At 74.1% G+C, this 24,304-nt stretch carries 23 protein-coding genes, 1 tRNA gene and 2 pseudogenes; 16 read left to right on the forward strand and 10 right to left on the reverse strand.

The window, feature by feature from the left end; genetic code table 11:
• Together ACW0Q9_RS14735 and ACW0Q9_RS14740 are read right to left on the reverse strand one after the other, a co-directional pair.
• Positions 1-387: pseudogene (locus ACW0Q9_RS14735) on the reverse strand (hypothetical protein); the annotation flags it as partial.
• Between the two features lie 103 nt (positions 388-490).
• On the reverse strand, positions 491-1,369 hold the full coding sequence (locus ACW0Q9_RS14740; RefSeq protein ID WP_456181590.1) for a 3'(2'),5'-bisphosphate nucleotidase CysQ: 879 nt from the start codon (positions 1,367-1,369) through the stop codon (positions 491-493).
• Positions 1,370-1,568: 199 nt separating this feature from the next.
• Between ACW0Q9_RS14740 and ACW0Q9_RS14745 the strand changes: the two genes are divergently transcribed.
• Positions 1,569-2,663, forward strand: a complete 1,095-nt coding sequence (locus tag ACW0Q9_RS14745) for an aminotransferase-like domain-containing protein (RefSeq protein ID WP_456181592.1) — start codon at positions 1,569-1,571, stop codon at positions 2,661-2,663.
• 369 nt (positions 2,664-3,032) lie between these two features.
• Positions 3,033-4,181: a magnesium/cobalt transporter CorA gene (gene corA, locus ACW0Q9_RS14750; protein WP_456181594.1), complete on the forward strand. Its 1,149-nt coding sequence runs from the start codon at positions 3,033-3,035 to the stop codon at positions 4,179-4,181.
• 70 nt (positions 4,182-4,251) lie between these two features.
• Here the strand turns inward: corA and ACW0Q9_RS14755 are convergent, their stop codons facing one another.
• Positions 4,252-5,055, reverse strand: a complete 804-nt coding sequence (locus tag ACW0Q9_RS14755) for a hypothetical protein (RefSeq protein ID WP_456181596.1) — start codon at positions 5,053-5,055, stop codon at positions 4,252-4,254.
• Positions 5,056-5,139: 84 nt separating this feature from the next.
• Here ACW0Q9_RS14755 and ACW0Q9_RS14760 point away from each other — a divergent pair, with 84 nt between their 5' ends.
• Together ACW0Q9_RS14760 and ACW0Q9_RS14765 are read left to right on the forward strand one after the other, a co-directional pair.
• On the forward strand, positions 5,140-5,670 hold the full coding sequence (locus tag ACW0Q9_RS14760; protein WP_107075444.1) for a peptidylprolyl isomerase: 531 nt from the start codon (positions 5,140-5,142) through the stop codon (positions 5,668-5,670).
• 25 nt (positions 5,671-5,695) lie between these two features.
• Positions 5,696-6,640, forward strand: coding sequence for a rhomboid family intramembrane serine protease (locus ACW0Q9_RS14765; protein ID WP_456181598.1), 945 nt, complete (start codon positions 5,696-5,698; stop codon positions 6,638-6,640).
• A gap of 13 nt (positions 6,641-6,653) precedes the next feature.
• On the opposite strand, the gene ACW0Q9_RS14770 is transcribed toward ACW0Q9_RS14765, so the two are convergent.
• The gene (locus ACW0Q9_RS14770) at positions 6,654-7,088 is read right to left on the reverse strand and encodes a PH domain-containing protein (RefSeq protein WP_456181600.1); all 435 of its coding nucleotides are present in this window, start codon (positions 7,086-7,088) and stop codon (positions 6,654-6,656) included.
• 100 nt (positions 7,089-7,188) lie between these two features.
• On the opposite strand from ACW0Q9_RS14770, the gene ACW0Q9_RS14775 reads away from it, so the two are divergent.
• From ACW0Q9_RS14775 to ACW0Q9_RS14805, 7 genes and pseudogenes are all read left to right on the forward strand, one after another.
• Positions 7,189-8,361 (forward strand): thiolase family protein, encoded by a 1,173-nt coding sequence (locus ACW0Q9_RS14775; RefSeq protein WP_456181602.1) that lies wholly within the window; start codon positions 7,189-7,191, stop codon positions 8,359-8,361.
• 42 nt (positions 8,362-8,403) lie between these two features.
• Entirely contained in the window at positions 8,404-9,381 is a 978-nt protein-coding gene (locus tag ACW0Q9_RS14780) for a phosphotransferase (protein WP_456181604.1), read from the forward strand.
• A 268-nt stretch (positions 9,382-9,649) separates the two neighbouring features.
• Complete coding sequence (locus ACW0Q9_RS14785) at positions 9,650-11,392, forward strand: hypothetical protein (RefSeq protein WP_456181606.1); 1,743 nt, start codon at positions 9,650-9,652, stop codon at positions 11,390-11,392.
• Between the two features lie 140 nt (positions 11,393-11,532).
• A pseudogene (locus tag ACW0Q9_RS14790) lies at positions 11,533-12,044 on the forward strand (hypothetical protein).
• A 69-nt stretch (positions 12,045-12,113) separates the two neighbouring features.
• Positions 12,114-12,806, forward strand: a complete 693-nt coding sequence (locus ACW0Q9_RS14795; RefSeq protein WP_456181608.1) for a response regulator — start codon at positions 12,114-12,116, stop codon at positions 12,804-12,806.
• Positions 12,799-14,244 (forward strand): sensor histidine kinase, encoded by a 1,446-nt coding sequence (locus ACW0Q9_RS14800; protein WP_456181610.1) that lies wholly within the window; start codon positions 12,799-12,801, stop codon positions 14,242-14,244. The genes ACW0Q9_RS14795 and ACW0Q9_RS14800 overlap by 8 nt, the downstream gene beginning before the upstream one ends.
• 56 nt (positions 14,245-14,300) lie before the next feature.
• Positions 14,301-14,909 (forward strand): hypothetical protein, encoded by a 609-nt coding sequence (locus tag ACW0Q9_RS14805; protein WP_456181612.1) that lies wholly within the window; start codon positions 14,301-14,303, stop codon positions 14,907-14,909.
• 49 nt (positions 14,910-14,958) lie between these two features.
• Here the strand turns inward: ACW0Q9_RS14805 and ACW0Q9_RS14810 are convergent, their stop codons facing one another.
• Positions 14,959-16,557 (reverse strand): ricin-type beta-trefoil lectin domain protein, encoded by a 1,599-nt coding sequence (locus ACW0Q9_RS14810; RefSeq protein WP_456181614.1) that lies wholly within the window; start codon positions 16,555-16,557, stop codon positions 14,959-14,961.
• A gap of 239 nt (positions 16,558-16,796) precedes the next feature.
• Between ACW0Q9_RS14810 and ACW0Q9_RS14815 the strand changes: the two genes are divergently transcribed.
• Positions 16,797-17,507, forward strand: a complete 711-nt coding sequence (locus ACW0Q9_RS14815; protein WP_456181616.1) for a glycosyltransferase family 2 protein — start codon at positions 16,797-16,799, stop codon at positions 17,505-17,507.
• A 70-nt stretch (positions 17,508-17,577) separates the two neighbouring features.
• Here ACW0Q9_RS14815 and ACW0Q9_RS14820 read toward each other — a convergent pair whose 3' ends face one another.
• Together ACW0Q9_RS14820 and ACW0Q9_RS14825 are read right to left on the reverse strand one after the other, a co-directional pair.
• Positions 17,578-18,471 (reverse strand): transketolase family protein, encoded by an 894-nt coding sequence (locus tag ACW0Q9_RS14820; protein WP_456181632.1) that lies wholly within the window; start codon positions 18,469-18,471, stop codon positions 17,578-17,580.
• A gap of 8 nt (positions 18,472-18,479) precedes the next feature.
• Positions 18,480-19,172 (reverse strand): transketolase, encoded by a 693-nt coding sequence (locus tag ACW0Q9_RS14825; RefSeq protein ID WP_456181618.1) that lies wholly within the window; start codon positions 19,170-19,172, stop codon positions 18,480-18,482.
• A gap of 46 nt (positions 19,173-19,218) precedes the next feature.
• On the opposite strand from ACW0Q9_RS14825, the gene soxR reads away from it, so the two are divergent.
• The gene (gene soxR, locus ACW0Q9_RS14830) at positions 19,219-19,677 is read left to right on the forward strand and encodes a redox-sensitive transcriptional activator SoxR (RefSeq protein WP_456181620.1); all 459 of its coding nucleotides are present in this window, start codon (positions 19,219-19,221) and stop codon (positions 19,675-19,677) included.
• A 4-nt stretch (positions 19,678-19,681) separates the two neighbouring features.
• Here the strand turns inward: soxR and ACW0Q9_RS14835 are convergent, their stop codons facing one another.
• Positions 19,682-20,656, reverse strand: coding sequence for an NAD(P)H-quinone oxidoreductase (locus ACW0Q9_RS14835; RefSeq protein ID WP_456181622.1), 975 nt, complete (start codon positions 20,654-20,656; stop codon positions 19,682-19,684).
• 315 nt (positions 20,657-20,971) lie between these two features.
• On the opposite strand from ACW0Q9_RS14835, the gene ACW0Q9_RS14840 reads away from it, so the two are divergent.
• Positions 20,972-21,058, forward strand: a tRNA-Ser gene (locus ACW0Q9_RS14840).
• 95 nt (positions 21,059-21,153) lie between these two features.
• Here ACW0Q9_RS14840 and ACW0Q9_RS14845 read toward each other — a convergent pair.
• A complete protein-coding gene (locus tag ACW0Q9_RS14845; protein ID WP_456181624.1) occupies positions 21,154-22,041 on the reverse strand; it encodes a LysR family transcriptional regulator in 888 nt (295 codons plus the stop codon).
• A 114-nt stretch (positions 22,042-22,155) separates the two neighbouring features.
• Between ACW0Q9_RS14845 and ACW0Q9_RS14850 the strand changes: the two genes are divergently transcribed.
• Together ACW0Q9_RS14850 and ACW0Q9_RS14855 are read left to right on the forward strand one after the other, a co-directional pair.
• The gene (locus ACW0Q9_RS14850; protein ID WP_456181626.1) at positions 22,156-22,881 is read left to right on the forward strand and encodes an SDR family oxidoreductase; all 726 of its coding nucleotides are present in this window, start codon (positions 22,156-22,158) and stop codon (positions 22,879-22,881) included.
• Between the two features lie 112 nt (positions 22,882-22,993).
• Positions 22,994-23,527 (forward strand): YbhB/YbcL family Raf kinase inhibitor-like protein, encoded by a 534-nt coding sequence (locus ACW0Q9_RS14855; RefSeq protein ID WP_456181628.1) that lies wholly within the window; start codon positions 22,994-22,996, stop codon positions 23,525-23,527.
• 39 nt (positions 23,528-23,566) lie between these two features.
• Here ACW0Q9_RS14855 and ACW0Q9_RS14860 read toward each other — a convergent pair whose 3' ends face one another.
• The gene (locus ACW0Q9_RS14860) at positions 23,567-24,277 is read right to left on the reverse strand and encodes a class I SAM-dependent methyltransferase (RefSeq protein WP_456181630.1); all 711 of its coding nucleotides are present in this window, start codon (positions 24,275-24,277) and stop codon (positions 23,567-23,569) included.
• Positions 24,278-24,304 lie beyond the last annotated feature (27 nt).

Here is a 24,304-nt window from a genome sequence, read left to right on the forward strand (position 1 = left end):
GAATGTGTATAAGAGACAGCCCTGCGACGCCCGATCGCTCTCGCCGCCCTGCGGCGGCCAGACGGCGTCTCCGCCCTGCGGCCAGTCGGCGTCCGCGCCCTGCGGCGCCCGGTCGGCGTCGGGGTGCCCGGCCGGGCCGGCCTGCCGCGCCGGCCAGGCGTACCCCCGCTCGGGGCCGGCCCACCGGGGGTCGGGGTCGGCGTGACCCGCCGCGGTCGGCCCGGTCTCCGGCCAGGGCAGGCCGGACCGGGCCTCGGCCGGTGGCACCGGCGGTGCGGCGTCTGGCCAGGGCAGGGCGGGCGCGCCCTGCTGGCGCGGAACGTCCTGCCCCGGCCAGAGGCCGGTCGGCTGTCCAAAGGCGTTGTGCTGGTCTCGCTCGGCCGGCATGACCCTCCCTGGATGGCGGCGGCCCGTCTCTCGGGGCTCAGGTCGGACGTGCATTCCGACCGACGATAGCCTCCGTTCACCTGGGCCGTGCGTACCGCAACACTCAGCCGAACGCCCCACCCGGGGTGTCGGTAACGGTCGAAGCGGGCATCTCGACCCCGGTGCGGGCGATCGCGTCGAGCAGCCGGTCGGCCAGCTCGGGGCGGCAGACCAGCAGGTCGGGCAGGCGCGGGTCGGCCCGGTTGTAGCGCAGCGGCGACCCGTCGATCCGGGACGCGTGCATGCCGGCGCCCAGGGCCACCGCCACCGGCGCGGCGCTGTCCCATTCGTACTGGCCGCCCGCGTGGACGTACGCGTCGACCTCGCCGGTCACCACGGCGCACACCTTGACCCCGGCGGAGCCCATCGGGACGGCCTGCGCGCCGAGCAGCTCGACCAGCTCGCCGACGAAGGCCGGCGGCCGGCTGCGGCTCACCGCGATCCGGATCGGCCCGTCGACCGCCTTCGGGGTCGGGCAGGCGGTGCCGAGGATGAGCTGCTCACCGTCCACGGTGGTCCGGGCCGGCATGCCGACCGCGCCGGCGACCAGGGCGCCGTCCGGCGCGGCCGAGCGCTGCCAGAGCGCCACGTGCACCGCCCAGTCGTCCCGGCCGGCCTCGGAGAACTCCCGGGTGCCGTCGAGGGGGTCGATGATCCAGACGCGGTCGGCGTCGTGCCGGGGCGCCCGCTCGCCGTCGGCCCAGGCCCGCCGCGAGTCGGCCTCCTCCTCGGAGAGCACCGCGTCCGCCGGCCGCCAGCGGGCCAGCGCCGCGGTCATCAGCTCGTGCGACGCGCGGTCGCCGGCGTCCTTGAGCGCCTTCGGGTCGGCGAAGCCCTGCCGGTCCCGCAGCGCGGTGAGCGCCTCGCCCGCCCGGCCGGCCAGCCACTGCGCGAACTGCTGGTCGTCGAGCCGTCCGGCCTCGTCCTCGGTCACGAGCCTCACCACCTGTCTCCCCGGGTCTGCCGCGACCCGCAATCCTTCGGCGGCCGGTCGTCCCGGCGCCAGCTTCCGGTCGGATGGTAGACAGCCGTGAACTCGTCTCGGATCTCCGTAGGCCCTGGTGGACGGAGCGGGCGCCCGCATGTTGAACTTCGCGTGTATGGCGGTCGGACCCGCCGGACCAGGCCCTAGGCTCGTGCGCATGACCGCCGAGCAGCTGATCTCCTTCGCCCGTGGCGCTCCCTCACTGGACATCGTCGATGTCGAGGGGCTCAAGGCCGCCGCCGTCCGCGCCTTCGACGCCGACCCCGCCGGGATCACGGCGTACGGCACCTCCGTCGGTTACCCGCCCCTCCGGAAGTGGATCGCGGAGAAGCACGGCGTCGAGGCCGACCAGGTGCTGATCACCAACGGTTCGCTCCAGGCCGACGCGTTCCTCTTCGACCACCTGGTCCGCCGGGGCGACGCGGTGGTGGTCGAGCGTCCGACGTACGACCGGACGCTGCTCAACCTCCAGCAGATGGGCGGCGAGATCCACGGCGTGACGATCCAGCCGGACGGTCTGGACACCGCCGAGCTGCGCAAGCTGCTGGAGTCGGGGGTGCGGCCGCGGCTGGCCCACGTCATCCCGAACTACCAGAACCCGGCCGGTGTGACCCTGTCCCTGGAGAAGCGTCGCGAGCTGCTCGACCTGGCCGCCGAGTACGACTTCACGATCTTCGAGGACGACCCCTACGCGGACATCCGCTTCCGGGGCGAGCCGCTGCCCTCGATGCTGTCGATGGACACCCGGGGCGTGGTGGTCCACGCCTCCAGCTTCACCAAGACGGTCTGCCCCGGCGTCCGGGTCGGCTACCTGGTCGGCCCGGCCGACGTGATCGCGACGATCGCCAAGCGGGCCACCAACCTCTACATCTCGCCGGGCATGGTCTCCGAGGCGATCGTGCACCAGTTCTGCGTCTCCGGGGAGATCGAGCGGTCGATCCACACCGTGCGCACCGCGCTCGGCGAGCGTGCCGTGGTGCTGGCCGAGTCGCTGCGTCGGCACATCCCGGAGGCCCGGTTCGTGGAACCGGACGGCGGCTACTTCCTCTGGGTGGAACTGCCCGAGGACGTGGAGGTCGACCGGCTCGCCCCGGCGGCGGCCGAGCGCGGCGTCGCGGTGGTGAAGGGCAGCGACTTCATGATCGACGGCGGTCGGCACGCGCTCCGGCTGGCCTTCTCCGCGGTCACCGCGGACCGGATCGAGGAGGGCGTCCGGCGGCTGGCCGAGGCGATGGCGGCCGTCCGAGGCTAGTTTCTGTCGGGTTTCTGACAGAAGGGCGATACCGGCCGGCCGGGCTCTCCCGCTGGGCCGGCCGGCGGCCCACAATGCTGCGAGCGCCGCTCACCTCTCCTCGGTGACCGGTCCGCCGACCGGGCAGCCACCGGCTACCCCCGTCCGGACCGTCGGCGCCCGCAGCACAACTCCCGCCCCCAATGGGTGCCGGGTGGGCCGTGTCGCCCCTCCACCCCCTGACGCGGCCGGCCCGACCGGCGCCGTCACCGTCTACAGCCCCGGCGTGACGCGGGTCGCAGCCGGCCGTCCGCCCCCGTGCTCGCCCGCGCTGCGCCTCGTCCCGACCGGCGTAACCTGCAAGCCGCAGCTTCGCGGAGAGGGGGCGAGATGACGGACCGGGTGACACGCGACCGAACCGCCGGCGAGAACGGCGGCCGGGCGCCCAGGCCACGGGCCTGGGCGGCACCGGTACGCGCCATGTCGCGCATCCTCAACGCCGACGGCTCCCCGCGGACGACCCCACCGTCCGGCCCCGGCCGGAGCGGGATCGTCGACTGCGGTCTCTACGTCGACGGCGAGCGCCGGCCCGGGGAGTGGCACTACGCCGACGCCCTGGCCGCCGCCCGCCGGGAGCAGAACGGTTTCGTCTGGCTCGGGCTGCACGAGCCGGAGCTGCACGAGATGACCGCGATCGCGGCCACCTTCGGCCTGCACGAGCTGGCCGTCGAGGACGCGGTCAAGGCCCAGCAGCGCCCCAAGCTGGAACGCTTCGGCGAGGTCGCCTTCCTGGTGCTGCGCACCGCCCGTTACTGCGAGCACACCGAGCTGACCGAGAACTCCGAGGTGGTGGAGACCGGGCAGGTGATGCTCTTCATCGGGCCGAACTTCCTGATCAGCGTCCGGCACGGGGACGCCTGCCGGCTGTCGCCGGTCCGGGCCGACCTGGAGGCGAAGCGGGACCTGCTGCTGCACGGGCCGTGGGCCGTCGCGTACGCGGTCACCGACCGGGTGGTGGACCTCTACCTGGAGGTGGCCGACCGGCTGGAGGACGACCTCGACGTGCTGGAGGCGGACGTCTTCGACCGGCAGGGCAGCGGCCGGATCCAGCGGATCTACCAGATGAAGCGGGAGCTGGTGGAGTTCAAGCGGGCGGTGGTGCCGTTGCAGCGCCCGCTGCTCACCCTCACCTCGCAGGTCAACCGCGAGGTGCCGCAGGAGGTGCGGCGCTACTTCCGGGACGTGCAGGACCACCTGAGCCGCACCGTCGAGCAGGTGAACTCCTACGACGACCTGCTCAACTCGATCCTCCAGGCGCGGCTGGCCCAGGTCACCGTCGACCAGAACAACGACATGCGCAAGATCGCGGCCTGGGCCGCGATCGCGGCGGTGTGGACCGCCATCGCGGGCATCTACGGCATGAACTTCGAGAACATGCCCGAGCTGAAGATGACGTACGGCTATCCCGTCGTGCTCGCGCTGATGCTCGGCATCTCGCTCGCCCTCTACCGCTGGTTCCGCCGCAACGGCTGGCTGTAGCCCGACAGACGGAAGCGCCGGCCGCGCGGGGCGTACCCCCGCGCGCCGGCGCTTTCCCGTGACCGTCGGGTCAGCGGCGACCGCTGGACTTCGCGGTGTTCCGGCCGTTCTGCACGGCCTTGCTGAGGTCGTCGGCCGGGCGGCCGGAGACGTCCTTGGCACCCTCGGCGACCGAGGGCACCTTGTCGGTCGGCTGGATCACCGGCTGGCTGCTCGACGTGGCGGTCGAGGCGCTGCCGCTGCCGGCCACCGCCGAGCTGCCGGCGCCGGTCGGCCCGGGCTGGGTGACCTTCGCGGTCGCGTCGGGGGTCTCCACCACGATGGTGTCCACGTCCTCCCGCATCGGCTCCAGCTTGCCGGTCGGGTCGTACTCGGCCCACTCCTGCTGCTCGCGTCGGCGGCGCATGGCCATGGCGCCGGCCAGGCCGGCGACCGTGCCGGCGACCAGCAGGCCGGTCGTCATGCCGCGCGACCTCTTCTGCTTCTTCTTCGCGGCCTTCATGTTCTTCGCCTTCACCTTCTTGCTCGTCGCGGCCTGCTTGGCGGCGGCGGCCTTCCTACCGGTCAGGGCCTTGCCGGCGGCCTCGGCCTGGGCGTTGCGCATCGCCATGAGCAGCGGCGCGAGCGCCGCGACCGTCGATGCGACGCCGCTCGACGCCCGGTCCCGGACGACGATCGCGGTGGGCGCGACCGCGCCCCGGGCCGCCTGGACCCGCGGGCCGACCGTGGCGCCGGCACCCTTCGCCGCGTGCGTGGCGGCCTGCCTCAGGTGACCGATGCCCTGGTTCAGCTCGGCCTTCGCGAGCTGCCCCCGGGTCTTGCGCCGCCCGATTCCAAACACGGTCCCACCTCCTGGGAGTTGTTCCTCCGTCATCCTCCACCTTCGGATGCCTCCGCATGGCCAGATCGGGCACATGGGAGGATCCGCATGGAACTGACCAACGAGTGAGGAGTACCCGTGGCCGAGGCTGTCTACGCCACCTTGCACACCAACGCTGGCCCGATCCGGCTGGAGCTCTTCCCGAACCACGCGCCGAAGACCGTCCGCAACTTCGTCGAGCTGGCCGAGGGCACCCGCGAATACATCGACCCGCGCACCGGTCAGCCGGGCAGCGGGCCCTACTACGACGGCACCATCTCGCACCGCGTGATCAGCGGCTTCATGGTCCAGATGGGCGACCCGACCGGCACCGGCCGCGGCGGCCCGGGCTACAAGTTCGCCGACGAGTTCCACCCGGAGCTGCGCTTCGACCGGCCGTACCTGCTCGCCATGGCGAACGCCGGGCCGGGCACCAACGGCTCGCAGTTCTTCATCACGGTGGGCCCGACGCCGCACCTGAACAACCGGCACACCATCTTCGGCCAGGTCGCGGACGAGCAGTCGGCGAAGGTCGTCGACTCGATCGCGAACACCCCGACCGGCCCGAGCGACCGGCCGCTCCAGGACGTGGTCATCGAGCGCGTCGAGATCGAGCGCAAGCCGGCCTGAGCGTCGCGCGGGTACCTTTGCTCGCATGACTGAGCGCTCCGGGCAGGCAGGTGACGCCACAGAGGGTCCGGTGCCGACCACTCCGGTCTGCTACCGGCACCCCGACCGGGAGACGTATGTCCGGTGCACCCGCTGTGACCGGCCGATCTGCCCGGAGTGCATGCGGGACGCCTCCGTCGGGCACCAGTGCCCGGAGTGCGTCAGCGAGGGACGCCGCAGCGTGCGGCCGGCGCGCACCGCCTTCGGTGGCGGTGCCGCCGGCCGCGAGGGCTACGTCACGAAGACCCTGATCGCGCTGAACCTGCTGGTCATGGTTCTTTCCATCGCCTCCGACCGGGGCGGGGACGCGGCCGCCGGCGGATCCGGCTTCGGCGGCCTCATGGGCGGCTCGACGCCGCTGACCGACTGGGGCGCGGTGCTGGGCCAGGCGGTCTTCCCGGACGGCACCATCGGCGGGGTGGCCCAGGGTCAGTGGTACCGGCTGGTCACCGCGATGTTCCTGCACTACGGCCTGGTGCACCTGCTGCTCAACATGTGGGCGCTCTGGGTGCTCGGCCGGACCCTGGAGGCGGTGCTCGGCCCGCTGCGGTTCCTGGCGCTCTACCTGATCGCCGGGCTCGGCGGCAACGTCGCCGTCTACCTGTTCAGCGCCCCCAACTCGCCCGCGGTCGGGGCCTCGACGGCCATCTTCGGTCTCTTCGCCGCGATCTTCGTGATCCTGCGTCGGCTGGGGCGGGACACCTCGTCCATCGTGCCGATCCTGGTGATCAACCTGATCTTCACGTTCACCGTGCCGGGCATCTCGGTGGCCGGGCACCTCGGCGGGCTGGTGGTCGGCGCGCTGATGGCCCTGGTCCTGGCGTACGCCCCGCGGATGCGGCGGACCGCCTTCCAGACGGCCGGCGGGGCGATCCTGCTGGTGGCGCTGCTCGGGCTGGTCCTCGTCCGCACCGCGACGCTGGTCGGCTGACCCGCCGACGACCTCAGCGCGCGGTGGCGCGGGCGGCCTCCAGCGCGGCGGCGACCTCCTCGGGCGGCGCGTCCAGGTCGTAGCGGCCGAACAGGTGCAGCGACTCGCCCGCGTCGATCTCCAGCGTCTCGGCGGTGAGCCCGCGCCGGGTACGCCGCTCCACCCGGATCGACTCCACGGCCGCCCAGGGCAGCCGCCGGCGGCCGGCGAAGCCCTGGATCACGGTGATCCCCTCCGGGTCGGCGGCCAGCCGGACCGGCGCGACCAGGTCGCGCAGCGCCCAGCCGAGCAGCGCGGCGGCGGCCAGCCCGGCGAGCACGAGCTGGACCCGGTCCTGGCCGGCGAAGAGCAGGCCCAGCGCGACCAGGACCAGCGCGCCGAGCGCCTTGACCGCCGGCAGCACCGGCGGCACCCGCCACTGCCGGGCCGGGGACGACTGTGCAGTCACCGTCCCAGCATGCCAGCCGGGTGGGCCCGGGAACCGGGGGAGGACGAGCGGCCGGGTCAGCACGTAGGATCGGGGCAAGCGAAGTTACCGGGGAGTAGTCATGAGTGACGCGGTCATCGTCGGTGCGGTACGGACCCCGGTCGGGCGGCGCAAGGGCAGCCTCGCCGGGGTGCATCCGGTCGACCTCTCGGCGCACGTGCTGCGCGCCCTCGCGGAGCGGACCGGCATCGACCCCGGCGACGTCGACGACGTGGTGTGGGGCTGCGTGTCCCAGGTCGGCGAGCAGTCGTGGAACGTGGCACGCAACGGCGTCCTCGCCGCCGGCTGGCCCGAGTCGGTCCCCGGCACCACGCTCGACCGGCAGTGCGGGTCGAGCCAGCAGGCGCTGCACTTCGCCGCCGCCACCGTCCTCTCCGGGCAGGCCGACCTGGTCGTCGCCGGCGGCGTCGAGTCGATGACCCGGGTGCCGATGGGCTCCAGCGTGGCCGGCGGGATGCCGTTCAGCGCCGCGATCCTGGAGCGCTACCGCGGCGTCGAGGGCGTCGCCGAGGACAGCCCGCTGCCGTTCAACCAGGGCGTCGGGGCCGAGCTGATCGCCCAGCGGTGGCGCTTCTCGCGCACCCAGCTCGACGAGTTCGCGCTGGCCAGCCACGAGAAGGCGGCCGCCGCGCAGGACGCCGGGGCGTTCGACCCGGAGCTGGCCCCGGTGGCGCTGGCCGACGGGGGCAAGTTCAGCGTCGACGAGGGCATCCGGCGGGACACCTCGCTGGCCAAGCTCGGCGAGCTGGCCACCCCGTTCAAGGCCGACGGCGTGGTCACCGCCGGCTCGGCCTCCCAGATCTCCGACGGCGCGGCGGCGCTCGCGGTCACCACCAGCGAGTGGGCGAGCCGGCACGGCCTGCGCCCGCTGGCCCGGGTGCACACCGCCGTGGTCGCCGCCGACGACCCGGTCACCATGCTCACCGCCCCCATCCCGGCCACCGCGAAGGCGCTGCGCCGCGCGGGGCTGGGCATCGAGGAGATCGGGGTGTACGAGGTGAACGAGGCGTTCGCCCCGGTGCCGCTGGCCTGGCTGGCGGAGACCGAGGCGGACCCGGAGCGGCTGAACCCGCGCGGCGGGGCGATCGCCCTCGGCCACCCGCTCGGCGGGTCGGGCGCCCGGATCATGACCACCATGCTCCAGCACATGCGGGACAACGGGATCCGCTACGGCCTGCAGACCATGTGCGAGGGCGGCGGCATGGCCAACGCCACCATCGTCGAGCTGCTCTGAATTCGCTGGCTGCCGCCGCGGGCAGCGCCTAGCGTGCCGACCGTGACGACACCCGACTGGTCCGATCCCCGGTGGCGGGACGACGCCCTGGCCTGGGTCGGTGACGCGCTGGGCCGGCACGGCCGGCGGGTGACCGGCCCGGTCGAGCCCCGGGTGCGCCCCTGGTCGCTGGTCTGGCGGGTGCCCACCGGCGCCGGCCCGGTCTGGTTCAAGGCCAACAACCCGGGCACCCGCTACGAGGCGGCGCTCCTCGCCGAGCTGGCCCGGCTCGCCCCCGGCACCGTGCTCGACCCGCTCGCCGTGGACGTCGCGCGCGGCTGGTCGCTGCTGCCCGACGGCGGCCCGAGCCTGCGGGACGTGCTCGCCGGAGACCTGACCCACTGGGAGCGGGTGCTGCCCGCGTACGCGGCGCTCCAGCTCGCGGTCGCGCCGCAGGCCGGGCGGCTGCTCGCGGCGGGGGTGCCCGATCACCGTCCGGAGCTGATGCCGGAACTCCTCGACCGGCTGCTCGACGACGAGGAGGCCCTGCTGCTCGGCCGGCCGGACGGGCTGACCCGGGAGCGGCACGCGCGGCTGCGGGCGTACCGGCCGGAGTTCGCCGCGGCCTGCCGGCGCCTGGCGGAGTTCGGTGTCCCGGCCAGCGTGCAGCACGACGACCTGCACGACGGGAACGTCTTCGTCACCGAGGCCGGCTACCGCTTCTTCGACTGGGGGGACGCCTCGGTCGCCCACCCGTTCGGCACCCTGCTGGTGACGCTCAACTCCGTGGGGCACGGCGCCGGGCTGGCGCCCGGCGACCCGGTGCTCGGCCGGCTGCGGGACGCCTACCTGGAGGCGTGGACCGACCGCTACGACCGGGCCGCCCTGCGGGAGGCCGCCGGCCTGGCCATGTCGGTGGCCACGGTGAGCCGGTCGCTGTCCTGGCGACGCGCCCTGGCCACCGCCGACCCGGCCCGGGCCGAGTACACGGCTGCCGTCCCCGGCTGGCTCGGCGAACTCCTCGCGCCGACTCCGGCCTGACGCGGCGGCGGCGATCGGCGCGGCTGCCGGGCCCGCTGCCCTGCGGTGGCGATCCGCGCGCGGCGGTCCCGGCCAGGTTGTCGTCGCGGCGGCCGTCCTGTGCACTGTGGAGGGTGGGGTGGGTCGGGTGCGTAACGCCGGTCGGCCGGGCAGCGCCTGACTCGATGGATGCCGGCGGAGGCCGACCCCCCGACGGGGTGACGTGACGGCCGCTCCCCGGCACCCGGGGGCGCGGGTCGCGCCCCCGTCCCGCCGACGAAAGGCAGGCATGCCCGTCATCCGCTTCGTCCGCTCCACCCGCCCCGGCGGCCCGGCGCTGCGCGCCGCCGTCGCCGCCGTCACCCTCTCCGCCGCCGCCTCCGCGCTCGGCGTCGGCCCGGCCTCCGCCGCCCCGGCCCGTGCCGACCTGGGGCTCACCGTGACCCCCGACCCGGCGCGCGTGCTGGTGGCCGGTCAGGTCGCCGGCATCGGGGTCGACCTGGTCAACCACGGTCGCGCCGGCGCCGAGGGGATCACCCTCACCTTCCGCCTCCCGCAGGGCGTCGCGCCCGCCGGCGAGGGCGGGGTTCCGTCCGACAGCCCGTGGCACTGCGTCCTCTCGACACCGGTCACCAGCTGCACGCACCCGGCGCTCGCCGCGGGGGCGACCGCCGCCCCGCTGAAGCTCCAGGTGCGGCTGCCCGCCGGGCAGGACGGCGGCACCGTCACCGTGCCGGTCGGCGTGACCACGACCAGCCGGGAGAGCGCCACCGCCGACAACGCCGGCACGGCGGTCTTCACCTACGACGCGAGCATCGTGGTTCCCGAGCCGGAGGTCGCCGACCTGGGGCTCACCGTCACCCCCGACCCGGAGCGCGTGCTCGTCGACGGTCAGGTGGCCGGCGTCGGCGTGGGCCTGGTCAACCGGGGCAACGCCGTCGCCGACGGCGTCGACCTCCACATCCGGCTGCCCGACGGCGTGACCGTGGCCGGCGAGGGCGGGGTGCCCTCGGACAGTCCGTGGCGGTGTGACATCTCCTCCCCGGTGGTCGCCTGCACGCACCCGGCGCTCGCGGCCGGGGAGGCCGCCGCCGCGCTGGCCCTGCGGGTCGAACTCCCGGCCGGCACCGACGGGTCGACCGTCACCGTGCCCGTCGACGTGAGCACCACCAGCGCGGAGCCGAACGCCGAGGACAACATCGGCGACGCCGTCTTCACGTACGACGCGAGCATCGTGTCGCCCGACCCGCACGGCGCCGACCTCCGCTTCACCACCCTCGACGTCCGGCCCTACTGGGTCATCGAGGGGGACACGGTCCGCACGACCTGGGAGTTCGAGAACGTCGGCGACCTGGTCGCCGAGGATGTCACCATGCGGATCACCCTCGACCCGCGGCTGCGCCCGGTGCCGGCCGACGGGGTGACCTCGCCCTGGCGGTGCAGCACGCTCAGCGACGGCTGGGACTGCCGGCACGACCCGATGGCGACCGGTGAGCAGGCGACGATCGCGCTCGACTTCACCGTGGTCGGCGGCGTCGCGGGCGACCTGCTCCCGTTCGAGGGCGTGCTCACCACCTCCACCCCGGAGCTGAACTCCGGCGCCAACGAGATCGGCCACTTCGTCGAGTTCGCCGACACCAGCACGGTGCACGGTCAGCTCTGGCAGGACCTGGACGGCGACGGCCGCCGGGACGCCGAGGACGCGGCGGTCGACCCGGTCGCCGCGAAGGCCTCGGTCTGGCTGGTGCCCACCTTCGCGGGCCAGCCGGACGGCGCCGCGGTCGCCGTTCCGGTGGCGGCCGACGGCAGCTGGACCGTGGAGGTCAAGCCGGACCAGTACCGCGTCGAGGTGCGGGTCGCCGCGGCGGCGTACGACTTCACCGGGCGGGACGCCACCGACGACGCCGTGGACTCGGACGTCTCCCGGTACGCCGTCGAGGGTGACGAGGTGATCGGCCACAGCGTCGACACGTACGTGCCGAACGGCAGTGAGTGGCAGGTCGACGCCGGACTGGTCCGCGTCGTCTCCTGACTCCCGCACGGGCCCCGGCCGCCGACCCGGCGGCCGGGGCCCGTCGTCTGTCGCACATCGGGTGCGATTTGCACGGGTGGAAGTTCCAGAAATCGGGAGTGACCCATATCACCCCTGCTCACCTGCTCGTTGCATCTTGCATGGACGTGTTCTCGCGAACGTTCCTTCCGGCCGCCGCCGAGACCGGCCTGGCGACCCAGACCGTCAGCCGGCACATGCCGGTCTTCCGCCGGTGCGTCGGCTCCGGCGACGCCACCATCCTGGTCACCCGGTGCAGCCGCCCGGACCACCCGATCGGCGGCGACTACCTGATGCTGCTCACCCACCGCCGCTGGTGGTCACCCGGCAGACCCGGGTGCTGCACCGCCTGCGCCTGCACCTCAACACCGAGCTGCGCGAGCTGAGCAACGTCACCTGGAGCCCCGACCCCCGCTCGCACAGCCTGGAGCTGGCGGCGACGGCGATCGACGGGGTCCGGGAGCGGTTCCTCATCCGGACCCACCACCCGAAGCAGGTGTGGCAGCTCGACGCCCTGCTCAACCACGCCTTCCGGACCCGGCTCCGGACGCCCGCGGAGCGGCTGGTCGCCACCATCGGCGAGCCGCCGGCCGGTGCCCGCCCGGCCGTGTTCCGCCCGGCACCGGTCCGCTGACCGGGTCCTTACCGAACCCGAACAATCTCCTGACCTTCCGGGCGGCCCCCGGTCGGTAATCATGGGCCGGTGACCGCCGACGCCGCGCCGCGCGGGCTCGTCCTCGTGGTGGAGGACGAGCCGGCCATCGCCGACCTGGTCCGGCTCTACCTGAGCCGGGACGGGTTCGGCGTACACCTGGAACGGGACGGGACGGCCGGGCTGGCCGCCGCGCGGCGGCTGCGCCCGGTGGCCTGCGTGCTCGACATCGCGCTGCCCGGCCTGGCCGGCACCGAGGTCTGCCGGCGGCTGCGCGAGGCCGGCGACTGGACGCCGGTCATCTTCCTCACCGCCCGCGACGACGAGGTCGACCGGATCGTCGGCCTGGAACTGGGCGCGGACGACTACGTGACCAAGCCGTTCAGCCCGCGGGAACTGGTCGCCCGGGTCCGGGCGGTGCTGCGCCGCAGCGCCGGCGCGCCCGCCGCGGCCGAGCAGCCCCGGGTGGTCGGCCCCGTCACCCTCGACCCGGCCCGCCGCACGGTCACCGCCGCCGGCGCCCCGGTGCAGCTCACCTCGACCGAGTTCGACCTGCTCGCACACCTGATGGCCCGGCCCGGCCGGGTCTTCACCCGGGAGGAGCTGCTGGCCGCCGTCTGGGGGTACGCGGCCCACGCCGGCACCCGGACCGTCGACGTGCACGTGGCGCAGGTCCGGGCCAAGCTCGGCCCGGCCAGCGTGATCCGCACCCACCGCGGCGTCGGGTACGCGGCCGATGGCTGAGCAGCCCACCGTCGCGCTCCCGGTCATCGGGTCCGGCCCGCCGGCACCGCCCCGGCGGCGGCTCGCGCACACCCTGACCGCCCGCGCGGTGCTTGTCACCTGCGCGGTGGCCCTGGTGTCGGTGCTGGTCACCGCGCTGGTCGCGGTCCCCCTCGCGGTACGCGGCGCGGAGCGGCGCGACCAGGCGGCGCTGGCCGCACAGGCCCGGCTCGCCGCCGACGTGCTCCGGGTCCGGGCGGTGCGCCAGCGGGACACGGCGGGGGACCGGCTCATCCGCCAGCTCCGCGAGCAGCAGATCGAGGTGTACCTGATCCGGGCCGGCCAGGTCGACCGGGCCGGCCTGCCCCGGCAGGTGGTGAACCGGGTGGCGGCGGGCCGGGACGTCTCCGGCCGCCGGCTGGTCGGCGGCGAGCGGGCCCTGGTCGAGGGGCGGGCGCTGCCCGGCGGCGACGGGGTGGTGCTGACCCGGGCCGGCACCGCCGGTCCCTGGCGGCAGGTGCTGCGCAGCCTCTGGCTGCCCCTGCTCGCCGGGCTCGCCGCCGGGGTCGCCGCCGGCCTGCTGCTGGCCCGCCGGCTGGCCCGGCCGATCCGCACCGCGGCCACCGCCGCCGCCCGGCTGCGCGCCGGCGACCGGGCGGTCCGGGTGCCGGTCGAACCGCCCGACGAGGTGGCCGACCTGGCGTACGCGCTGAACGGGCTGGCCGCCGCGCTGGCCACCAGCGAGGGGCGGCAGCGCGAGTTCCTGCTCTCGGTCTCGCACGAACTGCGCACCCCGCTCACCGCCATCCGGGGCTACGCCGAGGCGCTGGCCGACGGGGTGATCGAGGCCGACGCGGTGCCGGCCACCGGCCGGACCGTGCTCGCCGAGGCCGAGCACCTGGACCGGCTGGTCAGCGACCTGCTGGCGCTGGCCCGGCTGGAGGCCGCCGACTTCCCGCTGGAACCCGGGCCGGTCGACCTGGCCCGGCTCGCCGCCGACGCGGCCCGCACCTGGTCCGACCGGTGCGCGGCGGTCGGTGTTCCGTTCCGCGTGGAGGCGCCGGACGGGCCGGTGCCCGCGTACACCGATCCGGGGCGGATCCGGCAGGTGGTGGACGGGCTGCTGGAGAACGCGCTGCGGGTCGTACCCCCGGGGGCGCCGGTGGTGCTCGCGGTCCGGCCGGCCGGCGCGAACCCGGCCGCGGGCGGCCTCGTCGAGGTCCGGGACGGCGGACCCGGCTTCACCGACGACGACCTGGCGGTGGCCTTCGAGCGCGGGGCGCTGCACCAGCGGTACCGGGGGGTGCGCAAGGTGGGCAGCGGCCTGGGGCTGGCGCTCGCCGCCGGCCTGGTCCGGCGGCTCGGCGGCGAGATCGTGGCCGGGCACGCCCCGGAGGGCGGCGCCGCCTTCACCGTCCGGCTGCCCGGCGATCCTTACCTGACCCGAACATCGGCCTGACGATCCGCTCGCGCGTGCGGGGGAGGCTGACGGCACCACGGACGAGAGGAACACTGATGGCACGTCAGGGAATCGTCACCGGCGTCACCGCGCTGTTCGCGGCGGCCGCGCTCGGCCTCGCCGGGTGCGGCCCGGCCCAGGTCGCCCAGGACTCGGCGAAGGAGACCGCGGTCGAGGTGGCCGCCGCCCTGGGCGCGGACGGCCAGGCGCTCGCCGCGCTCGGCGTCGACGCCGCCGAGCTGGACGTCGACCCGGTCGCCGCGCCGGCTTCCTCGGCCTCCGGCGCGCCCGACGAGAAGGCCGGCCAGCGGGACAAGCGGGGCGAGCGGGCGGAGGAGTGGCGCAAGCGGCACCGCGCCCGGGTGCTGCTGCGCAGGAACACCCTGCACGGCGAGGTCGTGGTGCAGACGAAGGACGGCGAAACGAGGACCGTCGCCGTGCAGCGCGGCCAGGTGACCGCGATCGACGCGAAGTCGATGACCGTGAAGTCCACCGACGGCTTCACCATGACCTGGACCTTCGACGAGAAGCTCCGGGTGGTCGAGCGGCGCACCACTGTGCGGTCGAGCGACATCGAGGTCGGCACGACGGTCGGCGTGGCCGGCGCCAAGGACGGCGACAACGGGGTGGCCCGGCTGATCGTGGTCCCGCTCAAGCAGCGGTGAGGCGGTGGTGCCGGGGCCGGCACGGTCGCGCCGGCCCCGGCGCCGTTCCTCAGTAGACGCGCGACCCGATGAAGTCGTCGTGGCCGTAGCCGACCGGGTTCGCGTAGGAGCGGGATTCGAAGGACCACTGCTGGCGGGCGCTCGTCGAGCAGGCCGCCAGCCGCAGCCGCGGGGTGACGAGCCAGGGGTTGTCGAAGGCGACGCAGAGGTTGGTCGCGCCGGCCGGCTTGAGCTGGTTGCCGGCGAGGACGAACCTCTGGTTGGCGCCGCCGTGGCAGTCGTGGATGTTGACCGTGGTGCCGGCGGTCAGGCTGCCGCCGCTCACGTCCAGGCAGCGGTCGTGGGAGAGCTCGGAGTGCAGCGACTGCCGGACCGGGTCGTACCAGAAGCCCTGGTTGCGGCCGCCGTGGCAGGCGTACGACTGCTGCACCGTGCCGTTGCGGGAGTCGTACCCCCGGCCGTCCACACAGGTGCCGGTGGCCGCGTTGCGCAGCTGCTTGAACTCCAGCAGCCCGTCGACCAGCACGCCCTGGCCGGTGCTGGCCGGGTCGACGCAGGTGGCCCGCGGGGCGCCGGCGTTCCAGAACTGGGTGACGCACTGGGCGAACATGCCGTGCCCGCGGTAGTTCGGGTGGAACGACTGCCGGGCGGCGTTCTCGTCCCAGACCCCGACCTCGATGTAGAGGCCGCGGACCGAGGTGTTGTCGGTGCACACCTCGTGGCCGTGGAAGAGCCGGCTGGCGTCCAGGTAGCGGGTGCCGGTGTTGGCGGCGGCGGCCCGCAGCGCCGATTCGAACAACGGCACCGCCTTGTTCCGGGCGAACGCCACGTCGGCCAGGTAGAGCAGGCAGCCGCCGGAGTACCAGCCGGGGAAGTTGGGGTTGTCCTCCACGTCCGGGCTGCCCGGGCTCGGGTACGACATGAGCACCAGCTCGTAGTCGGTGCGCAGGTAGCCGGCGGCGGTCATGGTCTGCCGGATCGAGGTCAGCGCGTCCTCGACGGCCCGGCGGCTGCCGTCGGTGCGGATCGTCCACTGGTCGGTGTAGGTGGGCCAGCACGGGCCCTGGAAGAAGACCCGGCGGATCGCGCAGTCGGTGGCCACCGGCCCGAACTGGATGGTGCCGTCGCCGTTCGCGCCGACCACCACCCAGATCAGCCGGACGTGCGTGTTCCGCGCCTTGATCGCCAACTGGTCGCCCTGATTCAGCTCGTTGTGCTGGGTCGGCCCGCCGGCGATCAGGTTCCACGGGGTCGCCCCCGAGCAGGCCAGGTTGTACTTCTGGTCGGCGGGGATGCCGGTGCGGAAGACCGCCTGGTCGTACGAGCGGTCGCACCAGTTGCCGGGCTGGTGGGTGCCGGGCACGTAGTTGCCGACGCCCTCTCCGGAGATCTCGCTGTCACCCATGGTGACGAGGGCGGTACGCCGCTGGTCGAGCGGCCGGATGTCGGGGGAGCCGTAGAGGGCGGTGGCCTCGGCGGCGCGGATGCTCTCCAGCGCGGCGGGGAGCGGCTGGACGGCGGGCCGGTCGGCGGCGGCCGCGGGGGCGGCCGGCCCGAGCAGCAGTGGCAGGGCGAGGGCGGCGGCGGACACGACGGCCAGGGTGCGGCGTCGGGCGGTCCGTGCGCGCCTGGTGGGGGTACCAGACATCGACGCACTCCTTTCCCCTCAATCGCGGGGTGTCGATTGAGTTACCAGAAGGTAACCGTCTGGTGGCGAGATGTGAATGCGTCTCGGAAACGTTGCGGCCGGGTGCGGAAGGGCACTTCTCCGACAGAACGGGCGGGCTCGTGGCAGGTGTCGGTGCAGGTCGGGGCGGGCAGTGGTGACCTCGCCGACCAGCCGGGTTACGCTAGGCCCCGACTTACCGTCGCCACCGTGGAGAACCCGTGAAGCTCTCGATCCTCATGCCGGTCTACAACGAGGAAGAACGCATCGCGGATGCCCTCAAGCAGGCATTGGCGGTGGACTACCCGTGCGAGATCGAGCTCGTCGTCGTCGACGACGGCAGTCGTGACGGCACCGGCGAGGTGCTCGGCCGGGTGGACGACGCCCGGCTGCGGGTGATCACCCACCAGCGCAACGCCGGCAAGGGCGCGGCGATCAAGACCGCCGTCGACAACGCCGAGGGTGAGTACATGGTCATCCTCGACGCCGACCTCGAGTACGACCCGCAGGACATCCCGCGGCTGCTCGAGCCGGTGCTCGACGGGCGGGCCACGGTGGTCTACGGCAACCGGACCTTCGGCAGCCACAGCTCCTACAGCTTCTGGTACGTGATGGGCAACAAGGGCGTGACCCTGGCCGCCAACGTGCTCTACAACTCCTACATCGGCGACCTGGAGACCTGCTTCAAGCTGATGCCGCTGGAGCTCTACCGCTCGCTCCAGGTGCGCTCGCGCGGCTTCGGCATGGAGGCCGAGGTCACCGGCAAGCTGCTCCGCCAGCGCATCCGCCCCTACGAGGTCCCGATCAGCTACCGCGCCCGGGGCCGCGAGGAGGGCAAGAAGATCACCTGGAAGGACGGCGTCGAGGCGATCTGGATCCTGGCCCGCGAGCGCGCCCGGCGCCGCCCCGCGGGCGTCCCCGCCGCCCGCTGACGCTTCCGCACGACACGGAACCCCGCACCCCGGCCCAGGCCGGCGTCGCGGGGTTCCGTCGTCCTGCGGGTCAGGCGGCGACCCGGGCCTGGGCGAGGAACGCGTCGACCGAGCGGCGCAGGCCGGCCGCGTCCAGGCCGTGCCACCGGTCGTGGTCCTCGGGCGAGCCGTAGCGGCGCAGGTCCGACCGGCCCACCCCGAGGGCGAGCAGCCGGTGCGGCCGGTCGGCCAGGGCGGCGCCCACCACCCGGGCCGAGGTGCCCGCCAGGTACGGCTCGACCAGGATCACCTCGGTGCCGGCGAGCGCCCGCAGCCCGGCCGTGTCGAACGGGCGCGGCCGGTGGGTCCAGGCCACCGTGACCGGCCGGTCGGCCACCGCCGCCAGGGCCGCGTCCAGCAGCGGGCCGACCGCCACCAGCAGCGGCGCGCCGGGCCCGGCGTCCCGGAGCACCCGCAGGTCACCCGCCTCGGGGTACGCCCGCGCGTTGGTCTGCGTGGACAGCCGCAGGTACGCCGAGCCCTGCCCGCACACCAGCTCGCGCAGCAGGCCGGGCACCTCGTCCGGGTGGCCGGGCACGTGCACGGTCCAGTCCCGCAGAGTGTCGATCAGCGCCACGTCGGCCGGCGCGAGGTGGGTCCGGCCCGCCGCCGCCCGGTCGTACGACGCGCCGACGCTGACCAGCACGGCGCCGACCCCCTGGTGGTCCAGGTCCAGCTTGATCTGCTCGTACGCCCGCTCGACGAGGAACGGCGCGTAGCTGTGCACGATGGGCCGCTGCCCGGTCAGCGCCAGCCCGCCCGCCACGCCCACCATCAACTGCTCCCGGATGCCGACGTTGACCACCCGGTCCGGGTGGCGCGCGGCGGCCGGGGCGAACGCGGCCGCCGAGATGTCGGCGAGCACGATCGTGGTGCGGGGATCCGCCAGGACCTCCTCGGCGGCGGTCACGAAGACTTCGCGCATGCTCATGGTCACTCCCCGTCGGTGACGACCGCGACGACGACGTGCGGCCGGTGGTGGTCGTGCCCGGTCAGGGCGGTGTGCAGGGCGGCGTGGTCCCGGCCGCCGACGGTCGCGGCGGTCCACCCGTTGACGGTGAACCGGCTGGCCGCGCCGCCCGGCCAGCCGTGGCTCGCCGACCGGTTGTCCAGCACGATCGCGGTCAGGTTGCCGAGTCCGGTGGCGCCCGCGTAGGCAATCGCCTCGTGGTTCGAGCCCTCGTCCAGCTCGGCGTCGCCGAGCAGCACGTACACCCGGGGGTCGGTGCGGCCCTGCGCCCGCAGCCCGAGCGCGGTGCCCACGCCCAGGCCGAGGCCGTGGCCCAGCGACCCGGAGCCGACCTCCACCCCGGGCACCAGCAGCCGGTCGGGGTGGTCGCCGAGCCGGCTCTCCGGGCCGCCCTGGTCGTCCAACCAGGCCACCGGGATGAAGCCCTTGGCGGCCAACAGTGCGTAGTAGCCGGCGACCGCGTGCCCCTTGGAGAGCAGGAAGCGGTCCCGGTCCGGGTCGTCCACGGTCGCCGGGGTGATCCGGAGCACCCGGTCGTAGAGAACCTGGAGCACGTCCAGCGTCGAGTACACGTTGGCCCCGAACTCCCGGCCGGCGCGGACCCGGTCGAGCAGCGTCCCCAGCACCGCGGGGTCGGTGGCGGTCGTCGTCGTCATGCGGATAGCCTCGGAGTTGAAGCGCACTTCAACTCAAGGCCCTGTGATGCACGAAGCAACACTGACCATCGGACAGCTCTCCACCCGCAGCGGGGTGGCCCCCTCCGCGCTGCGTTACTACGAGCGGCTCGGGCTGATCCGGGCCGAGCGGACCGGCGGCAACCAGCGTCGCTACGCCCGCACCGAGCTGCGCCGGGTGGCCTTCATCCGGATCTCCCAGCAGGTCGGCGTCTCGCTGGAGGAGATCCGGGAGGCGCTCGACTCGCTGCCGTCGGGTCGTACGCCCACCCCCGACGACTGGGCCGCCCTGTCCCGGGCCTGGCGGGACCGGCTGGACGAGAGGATCCGGCTGCTCGGCAAGCTCCGCGACGACCTCGACGGCTGCATCGGCTGCGGCTGCCTGTCGTTGCAGCGCTGCACCCTCTACAACCCGGGCGACGCGCTCGCCGCCGAGGGGTCGGGTGCCCGGCTCATGCTGCCCCGACCCGCGCCCGACGGGGCCTGACCGGTCACCGGACCAGCAGCACCTTGCCCAGGTGGTCGCTGGTCTCCACCAGCCGGTGCGCGTCGGCGGCGTCGGCCATCCTCGCCCGCGCGTGCACGACCGGCCGGATCTTCCCCGACTCCACCAGCGGCCACACCTGCTCGCGGACGCCCTGGACGATCTCCGCCTTCTCGGCGAGCGGGCGGGACCGTAGCGCGGTCGCGTGCACCGAGGCGCGCTTCGCCAGCAGCATCCCCAGGTCCAACTCGCCCTTGCGGCCGCCCTGCATGCCGATCACCACCAGGCGCCCGCCGGTGGCCAGCGCCGCCACGTTCCTCGGCAGGTACGCCGCGCCCATGATGTCCAGGATCACGTCCGCGCCCCGGCCGTCGGTGACCCGGCGGACCTCCTCGACGAAGTCCTGCTCCCGGTAGTCGATGGCGTGCGCGGCGCCCAGCTCGCGCAGCCGCTCGTGCTTGGCCGCGCGGGCGGTCACCACCACGGTCGCGCCGAGCGCCACCCCGAGCTGGATGGCGAACGTGCCGATCCCGCTGCCGCCGCCGTGCACCAGCAGGGTCTCGCCCTCGGTGAGCCCGGCGAGCCGCACCACGTTCGACCAGACCGTGCAGGCCACCTCGGGCAGCGCCGCCGCGTCGACCGGGTCCACCCCCGCCGGCACCGGCAGCAGCTGGCCGGCCGGCACGGCGACCCGCTCGGCGTACCCGCCGCCGGCCAGCAGCGCGCAGACCTCCTGGCCGACCTCCCAACCGGTCACGCCGGGTCCGAGCGCCGCGACCACCCCGGAGCACTCCAACCCGGGGTACGCCGGCGCGCCCGGCGGCGGCGGGTACTGCCCCTGCCGTTGCAGCAGGTCGGCCCGGTTCACCGCGCTGGCCAGCACCTCGACCACCACCTCGCCCGGGCCGGGCTCCGGGTCGGGCACCGCCGCCCAGACGAGAGCCTCGGGTCCACCGGGTTTCGGGATCGTGATCGCGTGCATGACCCAGTCTTACCCGATCCGGCCGGCCGTCCGCGCCCGGGCCGGGATCTCGCCCACCGTCTCGTGCGGGGCCGGGGCGCCCAGCGGGTCGCCTTCCCGGTGCTCGGGCCGACCCCGCTTGCGGGTGGGCAGCCGTGGGCCGGCGTGTCCGCCACAGTGGACCGGCGGACCGCCGTGATTCCACTGGTCAGCACCGGCGCCGGGGGTCTCCGGTCCGGGAGCCCTCCCGCAGCAGGGGTGGGGACGGTGGCTCGCCCGCTCCACCATCCGTGGCAGACTAGGCAGGGCCGCGCACCCCCGCCGGGGACGTGGCATGGAGGGTTCGCCTAGTGGCCGATGGCGCTGGTCTTGAAAACCGGTAAGGCAGCGATGTCTTCGTGGGTTCGAATCCCACACCCTCCGCTCACCTGGACAGCAGAACGCCCCTTGGCCAGAGCGAACGCCGGCCGGGCACCGCTTTCCTCGCACGTACGTAACTTTCCACGTCCGGGGACCGCTCAGCGGCCGTTCGGATACTGCTCCCGGACGATGTCCTCGATCGTGCGCAGCTCCGGTGAGCTGCGGTGCGCCTCGTACGCGAGCGCGACCTGGTGCGGCGTGAGTCCGTCCACCCGCCGGTGGGTCACATCCGGACGGGTGTAGAACCGGGCCGTGGACTCGGGCAGGATCACGATCCCTCGCTCGCCGGCGACCAGTTCCAGCTTCTCTTCGACGGTCCGGCCCCGGAGCGGGCGGGACTCCACGCGTCGGCCGCCGGCCCGGAGCGCGGCGGACGCGTCCCGCCACTCGGGCACCGCGTCCGGATCCTGGAGCAGGTCGAGCAGCGCCAGGTCGGCGAGGCCCACCCGCTCCCGGGCGGCGAGCGGATGCCCGGCGGGCAGCACCACCACCCGGGGCTCCGTGTAGAGCGGGATGACGGTGAGCCCGCGGGGGTCGATCGGGAACCGGACGAAGCTGGCGTCGATCCGTCCGTCCAGCACCATCTCCGTCTGATCGTCCCAGGAGGTGCGGACCACCTCGACCCGTAGCTCCGGGAAGCGCTCGCGCAGCGCCCGCACGGTCGCGGTGGGAAGGATGCCGGGCATGAAGCCGATGGTCAGCTCCGACCCGCCACGGGCGGTCTGGCGTACCCGACGCTGGGCGGCAGTCGCGGAGCGCAGGACGGCGCGGGCCTCGTCCAGGAACTCCGTGCCCGCCGGGGTCAGCCGCGTGCCCCGGGTGGAGCGGGCGAACAGCTCGACGCCCAGCTCCCGCTCCAGCACCTTGATCTGGCGGGTGAGCACGGGCTGCGCGATGTGTAGCCGCTCGGCCGCGCGGATGAAGCTCAGCTCCTCGGCGACGGCGACGAAGTAGCGGACCTTGCGCAGGTCGAGATCGTCCGGCACCGGCCACCGCCCCCCGTCATACCTGGCGAGTATCAACTCTGCCACGAAGAGGTCTTGGACGGTCTGCCGCCCGGGGAGTGAGAGTTGAGCCGAACCCCACCGAAAGGATCGGCAATGACATTCGACGGAAACCGGGTCCTCGTCGTGGGCGGCACCTCCGGGCTCGGCCTCGCGGTGGCGCAGGCCGCGGCCGCGCGCGGGGCCACCCCGATCGTCGCGTCCCGCAGCCGCGCCAATGTCGACCGGGCGCTCGGCGAACTGCCCGCCGGTGCGGAGGGCGCCGTCCTCGACCTCACCGACCCGGATTCGCTGGCCCGGCTGGTCGAGCGCGCCGGGGCCATCGACCACCTGGTCTACACGGCCGGAGAGCCGCTGCGGCTCACCATGCTGCCCGACCTCACGCCCGAGGTGGCGCGCGCCTTCTGGGAGACCCGCTACTTCGGCGCGCTCGCCGTGGTCCGCGCGGTGACCGGCGCGAAGTCGCTGCGCGACGGCGGCTCGATCGTGCTCACCGGCGGCAACGCCGGCCAGCGTCCGGCGCCGGGTTGGGCGCTCGGGGCCAGCGTGTGCGGGGCTATGGAGGCGCTCACCCGTCAGCTCGCCCTGGAACTCGCCCCGGTCCGGGTCAACCTGGTCGCGCCCGGGGTCACCCGCAGCCCGCTCTGGGCCGGCATGGCCGCCGAGGAGCAGCAGGCGATGTACGACGGCATCGCCGCCACCCTGCCGGTGGGCCGGGTCGGCGAGACATCCGATGTGGCGCTGGCCTACCTCTACGCCATGGAGCAGCCGATGGCGACCGGCACCTCGATCCTGGTCGACGGGGGCGCGGTGCTGGTCTGAGCGGCGGCTCGACCGGCGGCGAGCCGGACACCGGGCGCTTCCGGTTCGATCCGGGTCGCCGAGGGGGTATGAAGGGGCGCAGGACATTCGCGCACCCGGAAGGACCGTTTCGATGAGCCTGGAACGACCGATCGCCCCGGACCCGTACGAGCTGCTGCCGACGGTGCCGTCGTTCAACCTGACCAGTGACGACGTGCACAACGGTGAGCCGATGGACGCCCGGTACGCGCACGGCAGCAGCGGCGGCGAGAACGTCTCCCCGCACCTGGCCTGGTCGGGCTTCCCGGACGAGACCAAGAGCTTCGTGGTCACCTGCTTCGACCCGGACGCGCCGACCGGCAGCGGCTTCTGGCACTGGGTGCTGGTGGACGTGCCCGCCTCGGTGACCGAGCTGCCCACCGGGGCCAAGGAGAGCGACCTCGGCGCCGCCTTCAGCATCCGCAACGACTACGGCGACACCGGCTACGGGGGTGCCGCCCCGCCGCCCGGCGACCGGCCGCACCGGTACGTCTTCGCGGTGCACGCGGTCGACGTGGAGCGGCTCGACGTGGGCAAGGGGGCGAGCCCGGCGTACGTCGGCTTCAACCTGGCCTTCCACACCCTGGCCCGGGCGGTGATCCGCCCGACGTACCAGGTCAAGGAGTGAGGCGGCGGGGCCTCCGCGGACGCGGAGGCCCCGTTCCGGTCAGCCCGGGACGCGGGCGACCGCGAAGACGGACTGGCCGAACGGCGGCCGGACCCGCTGCTCGGCGGCCTTGGTGGCCGGAAGGACCAGGGTGTCGTAGACCTTCACCATGGGGCCCTCCTTCGGCATCAGCCGGAAGACCTTGGTGGCCATGAAGTAGCCGATCAGGCCGAGCGCGTTCGCATAGTGGATCTTCTCGACGGTGAGGCCGGCCTCGGTCATCGCCGCGGCCAGGGTCTTCTTCGTGTAGCGCCGGACGTGGCCGGTGGCGACGTCCGCCGGGCTCATGGCGAACTGGAACGCGGGCACGATGATGATCACGGCGCCGCCGGGGCGCACCAGGTCGCGCATGCTGCGCAGCGCGCCGACGTGGTCCTCGATGTGCTCCAGCACGTTGTACGACACGGCCGCGCTGTAGTCGCCGCGCTCGGAGTGCGGCAGCAGCATCTGCCGGACCTCGATGCCGGGGTGCTCGGCCAGCCGCTCCTTGAGCCGGACCAGGCGGTCCGGGTCCGCCTCGGTGGCGGTGATCCGGGGCAGGTGCGCCGACCACTCCAGGGCGTAGTCACCCAGGCCGCTGCCGATCTCGATGGGGTTGTCACCGAGGTAGGGCACCGCGAGCTCGACGAACCACCGGCGGTGGTTGACCGCCGTGGCGAGGCCCTCGAGCACCTCCGACTGGACGCGCTGATCCCCAGTGATATCTGCCATGCGTCGATTCCTCACGATATGACTGAC

Source organism: Micromonospora sp. I033, assembly GCF_053890995.1.

Excerpts from the sequence above, each read along its gene's own strand:
- ACW0Q9_RS14745 (WP_456181592.1), top strand. The coding sequence starts at position 1,569 with ATGACCGCCGAGCAGCTGATCTCCTTCGCCCGTGGCGCTCCCTCACTG.
- ACW0Q9_RS14805 (WP_456181612.1), top strand. The coding sequence starts at position 14,301 with ATGGCACGTCAGGGAATCGTCACCGGCGTCACCGCGCTGTTCGCGGCG.
- ACW0Q9_RS14825 (WP_456181618.1), bottom strand. The coding sequence starts at position 19,172 with ATGACGACGACGACCGCCACCGACCCCGCGGTGCTGGGGACGCTGCTC.
- ACW0Q9_RS14835 (WP_456181622.1), bottom strand. The coding sequence starts at position 20,656 with ATGCACGCGATCACGATCCCGAAACCCGGTGGACCCGAGGCTCTCGTC.
- ACW0Q9_RS14775 (WP_456181602.1), top strand. The coding sequence starts at position 7,189 with ATGAGTGACGCGGTCATCGTCGGTGCGGTACGGACCCCGGTCGGGCGG.
- ACW0Q9_RS14850 (WP_456181626.1), top strand. The coding sequence starts at position 22,156 with ATGACATTCGACGGAAACCGGGTCCTCGTCGTGGGCGGCACCTCCGGG.
- ACW0Q9_RS14785 (WP_456181606.1), top strand. The coding sequence starts at position 9,650 with ATGCCCGTCATCCGCTTCGTCCGCTCCACCCGCCCCGGCGGCCCGGCG.
- ACW0Q9_RS14820 (WP_456181632.1), bottom strand. The coding sequence starts at position 18,471 with ATGCGCGAAGTCTTCGTGACCGCCGCCGAGGAGGTCCTGGCGGATCCC.
- ACW0Q9_RS14800 (WP_456181610.1), top strand. The coding sequence starts at position 12,799 with ATGGCTGAGCAGCCCACCGTCGCGCTCCCGGTCATCGGGTCCGGCCCG.
- ACW0Q9_RS14855 (WP_456181628.1), top strand. The coding sequence starts at position 22,994 with ATGAGCCTGGAACGACCGATCGCCCCGGACCCGTACGAGCTGCTGCCG.
- ACW0Q9_RS14860 (WP_456181630.1), bottom strand. The coding sequence starts at position 24,277 with ATGGCAGATATCACTGGGGATCAGCGCGTCCAGTCGGAGGTGCTCGAG.
- ACW0Q9_RS14755 (WP_456181596.1), bottom strand. The coding sequence starts at position 5,055 with ATGACGGAGGAACAACTCCCAGGAGGTGGGACCGTGTTTGGAATCGGG.
- ACW0Q9_RS14810 (WP_456181614.1), bottom strand. The coding sequence starts at position 16,557 with ATGTCTGGTACCCCCACCAGGCGCGCACGGACCGCCCGACGCCGCACC.
- ACW0Q9_RS14765 (WP_456181598.1), top strand. The coding sequence starts at position 5,696 with ATGACTGAGCGCTCCGGGCAGGCAGGTGACGCCACAGAGGGTCCGGTG.
- soxR (WP_456181620.1), top strand. The coding sequence starts at position 19,219 with ATGCACGAAGCAACACTGACCATCGGACAGCTCTCCACCCGCAGCGGG.
- corA (WP_456181594.1), top strand. The coding sequence starts at position 3,033 with ATGACGGACCGGGTGACACGCGACCGAACCGCCGGCGAGAACGGCGGC.